Source organism: Aneurinibacillus danicus, from assembly GCF_007991215.1.
Classification (GTDB): domain Bacteria; phylum Bacillota; class Bacilli; order Aneurinibacillales; family Aneurinibacillaceae; genus Aneurinibacillus; species Aneurinibacillus danicus.
In genome coordinates this window covers 1-15,306 of sequence record NZ_BJXX01000010.1, presented here as the reverse complement: position 1 = coordinate 15,306, position 15,306 = coordinate 1, and the positions used below count along the sequence as shown (strand labels likewise).

General features: G+C 49.3%; 15 protein-coding genes. 4 read left to right on the top strand and 11 right to left on the bottom strand.

Features of this window, described 5'->3' with window-relative positions; genetic code table 11:
- Positions 1–83 precede the first annotated feature (83 nt).
- Entirely contained in the window at positions 84–1,217 is a 1,134-nt protein-coding gene (gene ytvI / locus ADA01nite_RS00460) for a sporulation integral membrane protein YtvI (protein ID WP_146807927.1), read from the top strand.
- Between the two features lie 82 nt (positions 1,218–1,299).
- Here ytvI and ADA01nite_RS00455 read toward each other — a convergent pair whose 3' ends face one another.
- The 9 genes from ADA01nite_RS00455 to ADA01nite_RS00415 all read right to left on the bottom strand — a co-directional run bounded on the left by ADA01nite_RS00455 (position 1,300) and on the right by ADA01nite_RS00415 (position 11,776).
- Complete coding sequence (locus ADA01nite_RS00455) at positions 1,300–1,710, bottom strand: FxsA family protein (RefSeq protein ID WP_146807926.1); 411 nt, start codon at positions 1,708–1,710, stop codon at positions 1,300–1,302.
- 19 nt (positions 1,711–1,729) lie between these two features.
- Positions 1,730–2,158 (bottom strand): acyl-CoA thioesterase, encoded by a 429-nt coding sequence (locus tag ADA01nite_RS00450; RefSeq protein ID WP_146807925.1) that lies wholly within the window; start codon positions 2,156–2,158, stop codon positions 1,730–1,732.
- A 24-nt stretch (positions 2,159–2,182) separates the two neighbouring features.
- A complete protein-coding gene (gene pyk, locus ADA01nite_RS00445; protein WP_146807924.1) occupies positions 2,183–3,934 on the bottom strand; it encodes a pyruvate kinase in 1,752 nt (583 codons plus the stop codon).
- Positions 3,935–3,948: 14 nt separating this feature from the next.
- Positions 3,949–4,917, bottom strand: coding sequence for an acetyl-CoA carboxylase carboxyl transferase subunit alpha (gene accA, locus ADA01nite_RS00440; RefSeq protein WP_146807923.1), 969 nt, complete (start codon positions 4,915–4,917; stop codon positions 3,949–3,951).
- Positions 4,917–5,792: an acetyl-CoA carboxylase, carboxyltransferase subunit beta gene (accD, locus tag ADA01nite_RS00435; RefSeq protein ID WP_146807947.1), complete on the bottom strand. Its 876-nt coding sequence runs from the start codon at positions 5,790–5,792 to the stop codon at positions 4,917–4,919. Before accD ends, accA begins: the two co-directional genes overlap by 1 nt.
- Positions 5,793–5,815: 23 nt before the next feature.
- Positions 5,816–5,998, bottom strand: a complete 183-nt coding sequence (locus tag ADA01nite_RS00430; RefSeq protein WP_146807922.1) for a glutamate decarboxylase — start codon at positions 5,996–5,998, stop codon at positions 5,816–5,818.
- A 97-nt stretch (positions 5,999–6,095) separates the two neighbouring features.
- A complete protein-coding gene (locus ADA01nite_RS00425; RefSeq protein ID WP_146807921.1) occupies positions 6,096–6,767 on the bottom strand; it encodes a FadR/GntR family transcriptional regulator in 672 nt (223 codons plus the stop codon).
- Positions 6,768–6,975: 208 nt separating this feature from the next.
- Positions 6,976–8,205 carry an NADP-dependent malic enzyme gene (gene ystJ, locus ADA01nite_RS00420; RefSeq protein ID WP_146807920.1) on the bottom strand — a complete coding sequence of 410 codons (1,230 nt, stop codon included), beginning with the start codon at positions 8,203–8,205 and terminating at the stop codon, positions 6,976–6,978.
- Positions 8,206–8,344: 139 nt separating this feature from the next.
- Complete coding sequence (locus tag ADA01nite_RS00415) at positions 8,345–11,776, bottom strand: DNA polymerase III subunit alpha (RefSeq protein WP_146807919.1); 3,432 nt, start codon at positions 11,774–11,776, stop codon at positions 8,345–8,347.
- Positions 11,777–11,937: 161 nt separating this feature from the next.
- Between ADA01nite_RS00415 and ADA01nite_RS00410 the strand changes: the two genes are divergently transcribed.
- From ADA01nite_RS00410 to ADA01nite_RS00400, 3 genes are all read left to right on the top strand, one after another.
- Positions 11,938–12,282 (top strand): YtrH family sporulation protein, encoded by a 345-nt coding sequence (locus ADA01nite_RS00410; protein ID WP_146807918.1) that lies wholly within the window; start codon positions 11,938–11,940, stop codon positions 12,280–12,282.
- Positions 12,279–12,761 (top strand): sporulation membrane protein YtrI, encoded by a 483-nt coding sequence (locus ADA01nite_RS00405; RefSeq protein ID WP_146807917.1) that lies wholly within the window; start codon positions 12,279–12,281, stop codon positions 12,759–12,761. Before ADA01nite_RS00410 ends, ADA01nite_RS00405 begins: the two co-directional genes overlap by 4 nt.
- A gap of 270 nt (positions 12,762–13,031) precedes the next feature.
- Entirely contained in the window at positions 13,032–13,331 is a 300-nt protein-coding gene (locus tag ADA01nite_RS00400; RefSeq protein WP_246147174.1) for a YtpI family protein, read from the top strand.
- Between the two features lie 32 nt (positions 13,332–13,363).
- Here the strand turns inward: ADA01nite_RS00400 and ADA01nite_RS00395 are convergent, their stop codons facing one another.
- Together ADA01nite_RS00395 and ADA01nite_RS00390 are read right to left on the bottom strand one after the other, a co-directional pair.
- Positions 13,364–14,674 (bottom strand): DRTGG domain-containing protein, encoded by a 1,311-nt coding sequence (locus tag ADA01nite_RS00395; RefSeq protein ID WP_146807915.1) that lies wholly within the window; start codon positions 14,672–14,674, stop codon positions 13,364–13,366.
- Positions 14,675–14,970: 296 nt separating this feature from the next.
- Positions 14,971–15,231: a hypothetical protein gene (locus ADA01nite_RS00390; RefSeq protein ID WP_146807914.1), complete on the bottom strand. Its 261-nt coding sequence runs from the start codon at positions 15,229–15,231 to the stop codon at positions 14,971–14,973.
- Positions 15,232–15,306 lie beyond the last annotated feature (75 nt).

The window sequence follows — 15,306 nt, the reverse complement described above, 5'->3', positions numbered from 1 at the left end:
CTTTTTTGTCCACAATTATCATAACCTAAAATTAAAAATTACGAAAGTGTCAATCCAATGTCGCATTAGCAAAGGAGATTGAAATGGACACATCCTTACTTTACCATCGGCTGTTTCAGGTACTGCGATTCCTGCTTGTTGTAGGGATTATTTACATCGCTTATAAACTTATATTGTTTCTTACCCCTTTACTATACCCATTCATCATCGGTTTCATCATCGCGTACCTGATTAAACGTCCTGTGGATTTACTCGAGCACCGGGCGCGATGGCCGCGGTGGCTGGCGGTTTCGGTCGTGCTAACCGTCGTGATTTCACTCCTTGTCGGTATCGCAACCGTACTGGTGGCACAGATCATTATCGAGATCGGCAAGTTGTTGGAAATGCTACCCATCTATATCGATCAACTTTCCAACTATACGAAAAATTTTATATCACGCAGCCTGCAGTCCAGTCTTTATGAACGCTTCATGAATCTATACAGCAACCTTGATGCCAGCTATCAGGAGAAAATTCAGGAAAATGTCGGAAAGACGATGACAAGAATCGCCCAGACCGGAACGAATATAACCAAAACTTTCCTTGGAGGTATCAGCCATCTGCTAAGTTCCATCCCGAACACTGCCACAGTGCTGGTTATTTCGGTATTATCGGCTTTTTTCATCAGCAAGGACTACCATAAAATCATAGCCAGAACGAAAAGCGCCATTCCGGCCGAATATGTAAGTAAAGCATCTGGTGTCGCGGATGATTTGCGTAAAGCGCTCCTCGGCTTCATTAAGGCTCAAGTTACGCTCATTTCAATTACGGCAGCCATTGTAATTATCGGGCTCTTGATTCTAGGCGTACCCTATGCAGTTTCGATCGGGCTTTTAACCGGGCTGGTCGATCTGATGCCATATTTAGGAACAGGCGCCGTGTTCGTTCCCTGGATTGCGTATGCAGGTTTCGAGGGGGATTTTCGTCTGGTTATCGGGCTTTCTATTCTGTATGCTATCGTGATTGTCCAGCGGCAGATCACAGAACCGAAAATTGTCGCTACGAATGTAGGTCTTGACCCGCTTCTTACGTTGATCGCGCTGTTCGTGGGACTCAAGTTATTCGGATTCCTCGGTCTCATTCTCGGACCTGTGCTGCTCGTAGTAATGAATGCTCTAAGAAACGCGGGAATCTTCCGGGATGTTTGGACATTTATTAAGGGAACCCCGCCTATATAAAAGCCATAAAAAACAGAAAAAATGAAGCAATAATTAAGATGAAATCAAAAAAGCTTACAGCCCAGGCCGTAAGCTTTTTTGGTTAGAATCGGTTAAACCTGTTGAACGTAAATACATTGAATTGACCATTACGAATTTTCTTGTCCAACCATCGCTTGGTACATAGCCTGGCAATCCCGCGTGTATACGGAATGAGCAGGGAAAAACCAAGAAAATCCGTGAAAAATCCGGGTGTCAGGAGAAGAAGACCGCCTATGAATACGAAAATCCCGTCCAGAATAACTTCTCCGGGCATCTCCCCGCGGCTTAGCTGCAGCTGCGCCAGCCGGAAAAACTGTAGTCCCTGCCGTCTGGCAAGCCAGGCTCCCGTTACTCCGGTCAGAATGCATAACAATAGCGTAGGGACCCAGCCGATTGCCTTTCCCGTAGCCATCAGCAGCCAGATTTCCAGTATCGGTATAAGCAGGAGTAGCACAATTAGCACGCGCAGCATACCTTCTTCCCCCTTCCATCTACCATTCGTATTGTTTCATTAACGTATAGAGTTCCGGCATCCGTTTTTCCAGACGAACTGGCTTTAGGTCGGTGGATGTCCACACATGATGCGTCTCACCCGACGCCAGCAACTCACCTTCGGGAAGCCGAAGCACTTCATATCCGAGCAGTAGACGCACGCCCTCGCAACGGATAACTTTTGTCCGCACTGTAAGTTCATCGTCATAACGGGCAGCCCGCTTGTACTTTACGTTCGCTTCCGTTACGGGAAGCATGAACCCCAAATCTTCAAACCGCCGATAAGAGAATCCCATCTGGCGGATCATCTCCGTTCTTCCTACCTCGAACCACACCAAATAATTAGCATGATACGCAACCTGCATCTGGTCCGTCTCCTGGTAACGAACCCGCACAGTTGTCTCAAACCACTTCTCTGTGTCGTTCATATCTATCCACCGTTTCTCCGTTATTTATAGAATTCGGGCAAATCCGGCATAAATGCGTCCGCTCGACGGGTCGACCGTTACTTCATCTCCATCGGCGAATACCCGAGTTGCGTTCGCTACGCCCACCACAACAGGAATGCCAAGATTTAGCCCCACTACCGCGGCATGGGACGTCAGGCCACCCTCTTCGACCACCAATGCGCTTGCTTTCTCAATCAGCGACATCATATCACGGTCCGTCGCCCTGGCAACTACGATATAATTTGAGCCGTCCTCAGGTGGAATCTCATTTCCGTCCTTCACTTTCAATACCCTGCCGGTGGCAGTATTATGGCCGATGCCCTGCCCGCGCGCCACGACGTCACCTACAATATGCACTTTCAGCAGGTTGGTGGTTCCCGGTTCGCGCACCGGTACACCGGCTGTAATAATCACCAGGTCTCCGCGTTTCACAACACCGGAGAGGACGGCGGTGCGGACGGAAATGTCGAGCATTTCATCCGTGCTCTCCGTCGCTTCACTGTGCAGCGAGATTACGCCCCATACAAGCGCCAGCTTGCGGCAAACGCGCGGATGCGGCGTAACAGCGATAATCGGCGCTTTCGGGCGGAATTTCGATACCATGCGCGCCGTATGACCGCTTTCCGTAGCGGTAATAATGGCACGTGCATCCAAATCAAAGGCCACATTCGCCACAGCCTGGCTGAGCGCATCCGGGATGGCCGTCTGTTTAACGACGGAATTCGTATGCAGAATTTCACGATATGCAAGCGCACTCTCTGTCCGTTCAGCAATTCGATTCATCGTTCTTACGGCTTCCACAGGGTATTTCCCGGCTGCCGTCTCGCCGGACAACATAATCGCATCCGAGCCGTCAAAGATTGCATTTGCCACATCGCTCGCTTCAGCACGGGTCGGGCGCGGATTGCGCTGCATCGAATCAAGCATCTGCGTCGCAGTAATAACCGGCTTACCGGCCTCGTTGCAGCGGCGAATCAGCTCTTTCTGCACCAACGGCACTTCTTCAGCCGGAATTTCCACACCGAGATCACCACGCGCCACCATCAGTCCGTCAGAGACGGCCAATATATCCGCCGCATTCTTGACTCCCTCATGGTTTTCAATCTTGGAGATAATCTGAATATCCGCACCGTGGCGCTCTAAAATCTCACGGATTTCCAGCACGTCCTCCGGCTTTCGGACGAACGAAGCTGCGATAAAATCGATATCCTGCGCAATACCGAATTCAATGTCTCTCGCATCTTTCTCCGTAATGCCGGGAAGCCCGATTTGTACGCCCGGTACATTAACCCCTTTTCTATCCTTCAATATGCCTCCATTACGGATGCGGCAATATATTTCTGTTCCCTCTACCTTTTCGACAGTCAATCCGATGAGACCGTCATCGATAAGAATGGTGCAGCCTGGATAGACATCATTTGGAAGTCCTTCATACGTGATTGAGACACGTTTTGCATTTCCCTTGATTTCTTCCGTGGTCAGCACAATCGTCTCACCTTCTACAAGTTCCACGGATGCCTGCTCCAGCACGCCTGTGCGAATTTCTGGTCCCTTCGTATCGAGCAGAATCGCCACGTTTTTGTTAAGTTCCGATGCCGCCTGACGAATCGCCGCAATCCGGGCGCCGTGCTCTTCGTGTGAGCCGTGGGAAAAATTCAAGCGGGCTACGTTCATTCCCGCCTCCATTAACGCTTTCAGCGTTTCAATCGACTCGCTTGCAGGACCAATAGTACATACAATCTTCGTTTTTCGCATCGTTTGCTGACCTCCTAGATAGATTCTGTGAGAGCTGCATACCGTCCTATCGATTTGTATTTTTCATAGCGGTCGGCCACCAGTTCTTCCCGGCTCATGTCCGTGAGTTCTGCGAGATGGCCTTTGATCGCGTCACGCAAAGAAGCCGCTGTTTGCGCGAGATGACGATGAGCACCCCCCATAGGCTCAGGTATGATTTCATCCACAACGCCCAATTCGTATAAATCACGGGCTGTAATTTTCATCGTCTCCGCCGCACGCTGCGCCTGGCTTGCATCTTTCCACAGGAGCGCCGCCGCCCCTTCCGGAGAAATAACGGAATAGAAGGCGTTCTCCAGCATCAACAGCCGATTTCCGACACCAAGTGCCAGCGCACCGCCACTGCCGCCCTCACCAGTCACGATACAAATAATCGGCACTCCAAATGATGCCATCTCACGCAGATTGCGGGCGATTGCCTCGCTTTGTCCGCGCTCTTCCGCCGCTTTGCCCGGATACGCACCCGGCGTGTTGATAAAACAAATGATCGGCCGATTGAACTTGTCCGCCTGCTGCATAAGGCGCAGCGCTTTACGGTAGCCTTCCGGGTGGGGCATGCCGAAGTTGCGTGCAATATTTTCTTTTGTATCGCGGCCTTTCTGATGTCCCATTACGGTGACAGGACGACCATTGAATTTGGCGATACCGGCAACAATCGCCGCGTCGTCTCCGTACAGGCGGTCTCCGTGCAATTCGATAAAATCGGTAAACAGCTCGTTTATCAAATCGAGCGTTGTCGGACGTTCCGGATGCCGCGCCAGTTGCACCCGCTGCCACGGAGTCAAGTTTCCGTATATCTCCTGGGCCAGTGATTTTGCCCTCGCTTCCAATTTTACAATCTCATCGGTAAAATCTATATCTTTTTCTTCCGTAAATTTGCGCAGCTCCTCGATTTTCGCATTCAGTTCCAGGAGCGGCTTCTCAAATGGTAATTCTCCGGCCATTAGTTTGCCCTCCTTACTGTATGCATGTCAAGAATTTTCGCGAGCGTGTCGCGCAATTCTTTACGGGGTATAACTTTATCAAGCTGCCCTTTTTTCAACAGGAATTCGGCTGTCTGAAAATCCTCCGGCAGCTCCTGGCGAATGGTCTGTTCGATAATGCGCCTTCCCGCAAAACCGATAAGCGCTCCCGGCTCGGCAAAATTATAGTCGCCGAGCGAAGCAAAGCTCGCCGATACGCCACCGGTTGTCGGGTTGGTCATCACGGAGATATAAAGTCCGCCGGCGGCGCTCAGTTTGGCCAGCGCCGCACTTGTTTTCGCCATCTGCATTAAACTGAGTACGCCTTCCTGCATGCGTGCGCCTCCAGACGCTGAAAACAGGATAAACGGATACTGCTTTTCAATGGCCTGTTCGATAGCGCGGGCAATCTTCTCCCCGACGACCGACCCCATGCTTCCCATCCGGAAACGCGAGTCCATCACGGCGATGACGGCCGGATATCCTTTAATGGTTCCTTCACCCGTAACCACCGCTTCGGATAGTCCGGATTTCTCCATATCCTTCTCCAGTTTCGGCATATAATCAGGAAAATTGAGCGGATCTGCAGACAGAAGCCCGCTGTCGTATTCAAAGAAATGGCCTTCATCCACCAGCATGGCAATCCGCTCGAACGCGGTCATAAGAAAATGGTGGCCGCATCCCTGGCATACTTTCAAGTTTTTCTCAAGTTCTTTCGCATAGGCAATCGTTCCACATTTGGGACACTTCGTCATCAACCCTTCCGGCACTTCTTTTGCCATTGGTTTGTCTTCTTGGACTTGTCCCGTCTGTACCGTCGCGTAGCGACGTTTTTTATAAAAAATGTCTTTTAACAACACGATACACCTCTCTTCAGGCATCAATGAAGAATTGCGCTCAATACTTCCTGCACTTCCCGTACTTCTCCGGCAGGAACAAGAATTTCATACTGCCTGGATACACCGGACTGGCGAATTTTCACGAGGAATCCTTCGGCTGTAAGCTTATCCTGAATTCGTTCCGCAATCTTTGCGCTATGGGCAATGTAGATGACCGTCCACATTCCGGCTCATCCTCCTTACCAAATATATGTTGCCTATCACCATTCTAAACCTTTTTTGCAGAATTTGCCTTACTTATCACTCCCATGCGGAGAAAGGTTATAAGATGCTATTTTCCAGATGAATGCTCATGCGGTGTACAGCCTCATCTTCATCGCCCCGCCGAATCGCCTCAAGAATCGCCCGGTGTTCCTTGAATCCTTCTTCCGCTCTCCCTTCTCTGGAAAGAGAGCTCTCTCGGACGGTTTTACTGTATTCAATGAGCGGAACCCACATCCGGTGCAGCACCGAATTGCGGCTGGACCTACAAATGGCCCGATGGAACAAATAATCTTCTTCCGTCGGCACTTTTCCTTCCCGAATCCGCTCTTCTCCCTGTTGAATGATGCGCTCCATCTCGGCGAAATGTTTCTCACCTGCCCGCTTGCATGCCAGGCGTACGGCATCAATCTCCAGGATTTTCCTCATCTCTACCAGATCATTTCTTGTTTTGTAATCTTTTAAAATGTACGCTCCGAGTAGATTAATGAGCTGATTGTGTCGATAATGCTGAATAAACGTCCCCTCACCGCGGCGCGTTGTAATCAATCCGAGCAGCTCCAGCGCCCGCAGCGCCTCCCGTACGGAAGAGCGACCCACCTGCAACCTCTCGGACAACTCGCGTTCGGAAGGCAGCTTATCCCCCGGCTTTAATCCGTCTTCCTTGATGATTCGGTTAATCTCCAGCAGTATCTCCTGATAAACTTTGCGCTGTTCAGGCAAATTTGACACGGCCCTCACCTTGCTTGCTCTTTTTTATTTGTTCTCGCCAAAAAAAGGAGGAATCACTCCTCCTTTTTCTGTGAAAATCACGAAGAAACAAGGAGAGAAAGAGGAAATGAGATCCAGGGAAGAAAAAGGCCTTCGCCTTTTTCCACATTGAAATCACCCTCTCGTTCTCTTCTCCTCAATTCCTCGTATTCCTCATTTCATGACAATCTTATACTTGTACAGCTGCCAGCATCGCTACTTTGATTTGTTCCGGGTCGATTTCCCGGCGCGCTACGCCCGTCTCCATTGCGGCTTTCGCAACCGATGCGGCCACATGCGGAGCTACTCTTGAGTCGAACGGCGAAGGAATGATGTAATCCGGCGTCAGTTCATCATCGGTGATAAGCTCCGCAATCGCCTTTACCGCCGCAAGCTTCATCGCTTCATTAATATCGGTGGCCATTACTTCGAGTGCGCCACGGAAAATTCCCGGGAATGCCAGCACGTTATTGACTTGATTCGGAAAATCGGAGCGCCCGGTACCAATAACTGCCGCGCCCGCTTCTTTGGCGGCTTCCGGCATAATTTCCGGAATCGGGTTAGCCATAGCGAAAATGATCGGATTGTCGTTCATCGACTGCACCATCTCCGGCGTCAGGGAGCCTGCGACCGATACACCGATGAAGACGTCCGCGCCTTTCAGCACGTCCCCGAGTGTGCCTTCCGCTTTACGCTGGTTGGTTATGCGCGCGATTTCCTCTTTAATCGGATTCATCCCGAACGGACGGCCTTCATAGATAGCCCCTTTCGAATCGCACATAATCACTTCTTTTACGCCCATGAAAAGCAGCAACTTAATAATGGCGATACCCGCTGCACCCGCACCGTTTGCTACTACAGAGATGTCTTCCATCTTCTTACCGACAATTTTCAACGCGTTCAAAAGACCGGCTGCCGTGACAATAGCAGTGCCGTGTTGATCATCGTGAAACACCGGAATGGATAGTTCTTTCTTTAATCGTTCTTCAATCTCAAAGCAATTCGGGGCCGCAATATCCTCTAGATTAATGCCGCCAAACGTCGGCTCCAGATATTTAACCGTCTTAATAATTTCTTCTGGGTCCTGCGTGTTCAGGCAGATAGGAAACGCGTCTACGCCTGCAAACGATTTAAAGAGAACCGCTTTTCCTTCCATAACCGGAAGCGCCCCTTCAGGCCCGATGTTGCCTAACCCTAATACAGCTGAGCCGTCAGAAACAACGGCAACCATGTTGCCCTTCGCTGTATAGTCGTATACCTTCTGACGGTTGTCAAAAATATCTTTACATGGCTCCGCTACCCCGGGAGAATATGCAAGGCTTAAATCGTCCGCATTGTTTAAAGCGACTTTGGATTCTACCTGAATCTTTCCCCGGTTTTCTCTGTGCAGCTTTAATGCTTTTTCACGCATGTTTGGCACCTTTCTAACAACTCCTTCTCTCTTCAACCCCGAATTTTTAAGTGGTCTGACCACTTCCTTTATTATTCTCTCATTATATCAAAAGCGGCCAATCTGTAAACCTGATTGAAGCCGCTTTTGGTCGTTTTTCCCTATAAAATTATTGTTTTTTGATGATAACCAGGCCATCTCCAATAATTTTCTCAATTTTCCTAACTATTTCATTTGTTGCACATATGTTATATTCTTGGGCCAGTTGGACGGACTGACGCTTTGCGGCGTAGTAAAGAATTACAGGACTCTCTCCGGCCTCTTCACGAAGAACCTGCTGCAAATTTTGCAGGCGTGATATGTCCTCTTCTATCGCCGGTTCGATTTTGATGAACACCGTTGGGGGTTTTTCCTGCTGTACAGATGTCTGCCGTATCTCCTCCAGCTCTTTGATACGGTCAGCAATACACTTTATCTCGTCATCCTGATAATTGGCTTTGCCTTCGACCGCAACCAGCTTTCCCTTCACAAGCAGCTCTGCGACGCGCTGATAAACACCCGGGAAGACGACGACTTCTACACGCGAAGTCTGATCTTCAAGTTGAACGAAAGCCATCGGCTGTCCGTGACGGGTCGAGATGCTGCGCACCCCTACCACCATACCTGCAAGACGTACCGGTTGCCTATCTTTCTTCTCACGCAGACGGGACAGCGGTAAAAAAGAAAATCTGCGGCACACATCCTGATAATCATCGAGCGGATGTCCGGACAAATATAGCCCAATCAACTCTTTCTCTTGAAGCAACTTCTCTTTCTGGCCGAAATCCGGAATATCATCCGGCACGGCCGGCGCCTCTTCTTCGGTCGATTCTCCCTCCAGAAGAAAGTCGATCTGCTCTCCCTCCGCACGACGGCGTGAGCGCTGCGCCCATTCCAGCGTCTTATCAAGCACCGCCAAAAGCGCCGCACGATTACCGGTCAGGCTATCCATAGCTCCGCTTTTGATGAGTGCTTCTATTACACGGCGGTTGCAAACCCGCTGATCAATCCGCAGACAAAAGTCCGGAAGGCCGGTAAACGGTCTTTTCTTCCGCTCTTCCAGAATACGGCGAATCGCCTGAACGCCCACATTTTTAATAGCGGCCAGCCCGAAGCGAATCTTTCCCTCTTCCACTACAAAATTGATCCCACTCTGATTAATATCCGGTCCGAGAACTGGAATGGAACGACGCTTGCACTCCTCGACATATTCGGCTACCTTTTCCGCGCTTCCCTGCGCCATCGTCAACAACGCCGCCAAAAATGAAACCGGATGATTCGTTTTTAAGTAAGCCATATGATAGGCAATCATAGCGTATGCAGCGCTGTGACTGCGGTTAAATCCATAATCGGCAAACCGGACAATCATGTCGTACAACTGGTGTGCCAGCGCCTCCTCATAGCCCTGCTTTAACGCTCCGGCAACGAATTTCTCCCGCTGCTCCTGCAAGAGCTCACGCTTTTTCTTGGATACGGCGCGGCGCAGAATGTCTGCCTCACCAAGCGTAAAGCCCGCCACCGCCGAAGCAATCTGCATAATCTGTTCTTGATATAGAATAAATCCGTACGTATCTTTTAAAATCGGCTCAAGTACCGGGTGCAGGTACGTCACCTGCTTCTTGCCGTGCTTGGCCGCCGCGAAATCAGGAATAAACTCCATCGGACCCGGCCTAAACAGCGCCAATACTGCGACGATGTCTTCGAATGTCGACGGCTTGACCTCCCGAAGTACATGGCGCATCCCCGGAGACTCCAGTTGAAATATCCCCGCCGTATCCGCGTCAGAAAGCAGGCGATACGTACGCTCATCATCGAGCGCAAGAGTGTTCAAATCAAGCGCAATACCTTCCTGCTCTTGCACAAGGCGAACCGTTTGTTCAAGCAAAGTCAGATTCTTTAGGCCGAGAAAGTCCATTTTAAGCAGACCGACTTCCTCGAGCGCTTCCATTGCATACTGCGTGAGCGCATGTCCGTCATGTCCTTGCTGCAGCGGTACGTATTCGGTAAGCGGATTACGCGAGATGACCACTCCGGCCGCATGCGTAGACGCATGGCGAGGCAGTCCTTCTACGGCACGCGCCAGTTCCATTAATTCTTGCGCCTGTGAACTTTCTTCCACAGCCTGACGAAGCGCTCGACTTTTCGCAAGTGCGCGCTCTAACGTAATACCGAGTTCGGCCGGAATCATCCTGGCAATCCGGTCTACGGTTGAAAGCGGTATGGCAAGTGCCCGCCCGACGTCCCGCACTGCCGCTCGCGCCGCCATCGTTCCGAATGTAATAATCTGGGCTACACGGTCAGCACCATATTTGTGTACGACATAGTCAATCACTTCGTCGCGCCGTTCGTAACTAAAGTCCACATCGATATCCGGCATGCTAATGCGCTCAGGATTCAAGAAACGCTCGAACAGCAGCTTGTATTTTACAGGATCAATGTTTGTAATCTGGAGAACGTAAGCGACCAGACTGCCGGCAGCCGAGCCCCGGCCCGGACCCACGGCGATTCCCCTTTCACGAGCGTAACGGATAAAATCCCATACAATTAAGAAGTAATCGGCAAATCCCATGCGTGAGATGACATCCAATTCATAATCGAGTCGCTCACGCACCGCGCTATCCGCTTGCTTCCCATAGCGGAGCACAAGGCCTTCCTCGCATATCATACGCAAGTATCCGTCAGCGGTTTGCCCTTCCGGAACCGGAAATCTTGGAAGAATCGATTCGCCAAGGGGGAGTTCTACATTGCACCTTTGTGCAATGTGTACCGTATTCTCAAGTGCTTCAGGGAGAAAGATAAACAACTCGCTCATTTCTTCCGGACTCTTCAGATAATATTCCCGGGTTGGATACACCGTCCGATCCGTATCTTCTACAGTCTTGCCTTCCCCAATCGCAAGCAGGACATCAAACACCGGTGCATCACTCTCACGCAAGTAGCGAACAGCGTTGGTCGCTACAAGCGGAATGCCCGTCATGCGGCTCACATCATTTGTCCGTTGGTTTATAATCTTCTGCTCTTCCTGTAGATGATCCTGAATCTCCAGGAAAAAATTCCGCTCACCAAACAAATCCGCATACTCTCTGGCAACTACCACGGCTTTTTCTATCTGTCCCTCATACAGCAGGGTACCGATTTCTCCGTTCTGTGCTCCGCTCAGTGCGATGATGCCTGCCGTATGGCCTTTAAGCCTATCTTTGGCAAGAAGCGGACGATGCCGGCCTTCTAGATGGGCCTGTGACAGCAGCCACATCATATTGCGATATCCTTCCATGTCCTCGGCCAGCAGCACAAGTGAATATCCCTTCTCATCCCGGCTCCACTCACCGCCGTCAGGCCTGTCCGCCACCTGCAACTGTACGCCAAGAATCGGTTTGACTCCTTCCTCCCGGCATGCTTTGTAGAATGGGATTATACCGTACATTGCTGACGAGTCGGTAATAGCCAGAGCATCCATACCCAGTTCTTTAGCTCGCCGCACCAACGGACGGATGCGCGCCGCACTCTCAAGCAGACTGTATTCGCTATGTACGTGCAAATGCACAAAAGATGACGTATTCATCTTCTTCCTCCTGTTCGCTTCTCAGACTTTACCCGTTTATTCTTCTTTCTCTATTATACCGTCCGACGCAATATAAGAACATATATTCCTATATTCATATTTACTGCCTGTCTCCCATACATATGTACACAGAACAGTTTTGAATGGAAGAAGGTGTGGATATGAACAAAATACTGCTGGAATATTTGATAACGAAAATGACAGCTTACTTCTTCGTCGCGTTCGGTATTGTACTCGGCGGAGCCATCCTGGGCGGCATGGCGGCGCTTCTCACCCGGCAGCCGCCATTTCATGTTATGTACGAATTGGCTATTAAATTAAAAATCTGGGGGATGATCGGGGCACTCGGCGGCACATTCGATTCCTTTATGCAGATTGAGCGAATCTTTGCAGACGGAAACATGTCGCCGGTCATTAAACAAATTATTTTCATCGTCAGCGCGTTTGTTGGCGCCGATACAGGCACGCGCTTGATTCACTGGCTGGTTCATGGTGAGATCAGATGAGAGTACCGTCCAGCGCCTATTGGCGGCGCTCTATCCGATTCATTCTATTATTTGTACTGGGTCTTATCATAGGCATGTGTGTCCTCTTGCTCATCATAGGGGATGAAGTGGACAGACTGCATCTGAGAATTCGTGAGCTGGAGGCTCAAAATGTAAAATATGTAAAAGAAATTACGGAATATAAAGAATGGGAGAATAACTTGATTCAAAAAGAAAAAAAGGTGATAAAGGACATTGAGATCCATCTGCAAGTCCAGGATGGATTTATAGAGACAGAGCTTAAAAAAAAGCTTGAGCAGGACTTATATTTCTTAAAAGGAAAACCACTGAAGTACGTGGCAGGATTTCATGAGGGCATCATCATGATGATAGCGGAAAAGAAGTACATGATCGAGAACCGGGCGTATTCTCTTTCTCTGTCTACACTGGTTGTCTCCCCTTCCCTGCATCTCTACGTTCGTGTCGAAGAGCAGCGATAATCTCTCGTCTCTCGCAAGCGAGTGCAAAATTTAGTAAAATATAGAACGCTACATTAAAGAAGAAAATTTCGATGTTTATTGTAGATAAAACATCGATGGACTCCTGGTTTATCCCAGCAGATAAACCAGCGAATCAATAATACGCATATATAACACAAAGCGATTTCCTTCCGATAGATCAACGGACCGAGGACAGTCGCTTTTTTATTGTGCTTTTTGCTCATGGATGCGAAAATAAAAAAGAAAATCGCAGCGAAGGGAGTTCCCACATTGACAGCCATTTTTACCATTATCATCATTTTATCGGCGACGTTCGCACTCTACTACGCCATCACATGGCGCAGCCAGCCGGGCGTAATCGCTCGGATTTACCAGGCGCGCATGAATATCGGCATGGGCATTTTTCTGCTCGGAGTTGGGTTCAACCAGCTTACGTTCGAACATGTGGATACAATTCGTCTGGTCATCGGTATTGTCTTTCTGCTGATCGGCGGAGTCAACCTGGTGCTCGGCATCCGCAATCTGAGATACTTTACAAAAATCAAGAAAGAACAGAGCGAAAAAAAATAAAGCGGGAGTATGCACTTCCGCTTTTCCCGCTTTTATCGCTCGATGACCTGCGCAGTCATCATCGCCTTGGATACCATCGTCCCCTGATGGTACACTTCCACTTCCACTTTTCCGAACTTCCGGCTTACTTCGAGCACACGCGGCCTGATTTCAATCGTGCTCTCAATCTGTACCGGCTTTAAGAAATACACCGTAATATTCTCGGGAACCATATCGCCTTTCTTATACTGGCGAAGCGCCCGGCTTCCTGATTCGGAAACAAGTGTGGTTAATACCCCGCTTGAGATGTTGCCCAGATGATTGGTCATCTGCGGTGTAACCTCACCGCGAAAATAGATGCCGCCTTCCCCTTTTTCCTCATGGAAACGGCTCATAATCTGGTTGGTATACGTCTCGCCCATCTGCGGCTGCTTCTGAATATACTGAAGCGCTTTCAGTACATCCTGGCGCGTAATTACGCCCAGCAGGCGACGATGGTTGTCCACGACCGGCAGCATCTCGATGCCTTCCCATACCATCATGTGGGCAGCCGATGCAACCGATACACGAGCCATTACCGTAATCGGATTTCTGGTCATCACTTTCTCCACCGGAACGTCATATTCGTGACCGACGATGTCCTTCGTCGTCACTACACCCATTACCTTCATATTTTCGTCCACGACCGGAAAACGTCCATGCCCAATCGCTTCCACAAAACGGTGCCAATCCCGTACCGTATGATGGATATTCAAATAGTATGAATCCTTCAACGGAATAAGAATATCTTCGACCATCATGATTTCTTTCTTAATTAAGCGGTCATCGATTGCACGGTTAATGAGCGTCGCGACCGTGAATGAATCGTAGCTACTTGAGATAATCGGCAACTGCAGCTCATCGGCCAGCTTCTTCACTTCTTCGCTCGTATCAAAACCTCCGGTAATCAATACTGCAGCGCCATGCTGCAGCGATAGCTTATGGGCCTGGTAGCGGTTCCCGACAATCAGCAGACTGCCTGCTTCTACATAACGCATCATCGCCTCAAGCTTCATTGCACCGATAACAAATTTATTGAGCGTCTTATATAACCCTTCACGTCCACCGAGCACATGACCGTCTACAATATTCACTACTTCAGCAAATGTGAGCTTCTCGATATTCTGTTTTTTCTTCTTCTCAATTCGTACCGTACCGACCCGCTCAATCGTGCTGACTAATCCTTGTGCTTCCGCATCCTTAATCGCCCGATATGCCGTTCCTTCGCTAACCTCCAGCTCCTTCGCCACCTGGCGCACCGAAATTTTGCTACCGACTTCCAGCTCCTCGATATGCTGCAAAATCTGTTCGTGTTTCGTTGCCATAGACTCACCTTTTTCTGTGAAAATCGTGAGGAAAGGAGGAGAAGAGTGAGGAAAAAAGAGCTAAGGAAGAAAAAGGCGTTCGCCTTTTTCTACATTGAAATCATTGTCTCATTCTCTTCTCTCTTTTCCTTCGTACCTCAAAAGTCAGCCGCTCTTCTCCGCATTTTCATGCCGGGGTTGCGGCTGAAAAGCCATACTGGTGTTCTGTATCAACTGTATTACCTATATTATACTTCTTTATTATAACAATCACAAACAGAAAGTAAGCCACCTTAATCCGGCGGCTTATTCTGTACTCATTCATAATCAAACTGTGTTCTCTTTTTTGCCTGCTCCCGTTGTGGTGCAACAAGCGAAGAAACTGTGTCCTGTCCCTCCCTCTCTCTAATAATTTGATAGAGGTGGACTCCGATGATGAGAAGCGCAAATCCGATCCATATAGCACTGAACACAACCGCTTCATTCTTTTCCGCAAGAAAAGGCAGCCGTGGAAGCCCATAGAGCACAAGCAGAAACGCAAAAATAAGATAGCCGATACTACGGAAAGGATGACCCATGATATTCTCTCCTTTTCTGTGAAAATCAGGAGAAAAGAAAGAGGAGAAGAAGAAATAAGATCCAGAGAAGAAAAA

Coding starts and splice junctions, on each gene's coding strand:
- ytvI (WP_146807927.1), top strand. CDS start 84: ATGGACACATCCTTACTTTACCATCGGCTGTTTCAGGTACTGCGATTC.
- ADA01nite_RS00455 (WP_146807926.1), bottom strand. CDS start 1,710: ATGCTGCGCGTGCTAATTGTGCTACTCCTGCTTATACCGATACTGGAA.
- ADA01nite_RS00450 (WP_146807925.1), bottom strand. CDS start 2,158: ATGAACGACACAGAGAAGTGGTTTGAGACAACTGTGCGGGTTCGTTAC.
- pyk (WP_146807924.1), bottom strand. CDS start 3,934: ATGCGAAAAACGAAGATTGTATGTACTATTGGTCCTGCAAGCGAGTCG.
- accA (WP_146807923.1), bottom strand. CDS start 4,917: ATGGCCGGAGAATTACCATTTGAGAAGCCGCTCCTGGAACTGAATGCG.
- ADA01nite_RS00430 (WP_146807922.1), bottom strand. CDS start 5,998: ATGTGGACGGTCATCTACATTGCCCATAGCGCAAAGATTGCGGAACGA.
- ADA01nite_RS00415 (WP_146807919.1), bottom strand. CDS start 11,776: ATGAATACGTCATCTTTTGTGCATTTGCACGTACATAGCGAATACAGT.
- ADA01nite_RS00410 (WP_146807918.1), top strand. CDS start 11,938: ATGAACAAAATACTGCTGGAATATTTGATAACGAAAATGACAGCTTAC.
- ADA01nite_RS00405 (WP_146807917.1), top strand. CDS start 12,279: ATGAGAGTACCGTCCAGCGCCTATTGGCGGCGCTCTATCCGATTCATT.
- ADA01nite_RS00395 (WP_146807915.1), bottom strand. CDS start 14,674: ATGGCAACGAAACACGAACAGATTTTGCAGCATATCGAGGAGCTGGAA.
- ADA01nite_RS00390 (WP_146807914.1), bottom strand. CDS start 15,231: ATGGGTCATCCTTTCCGTAGTATCGGCTATCTTATTTTTGCGTTTCTG.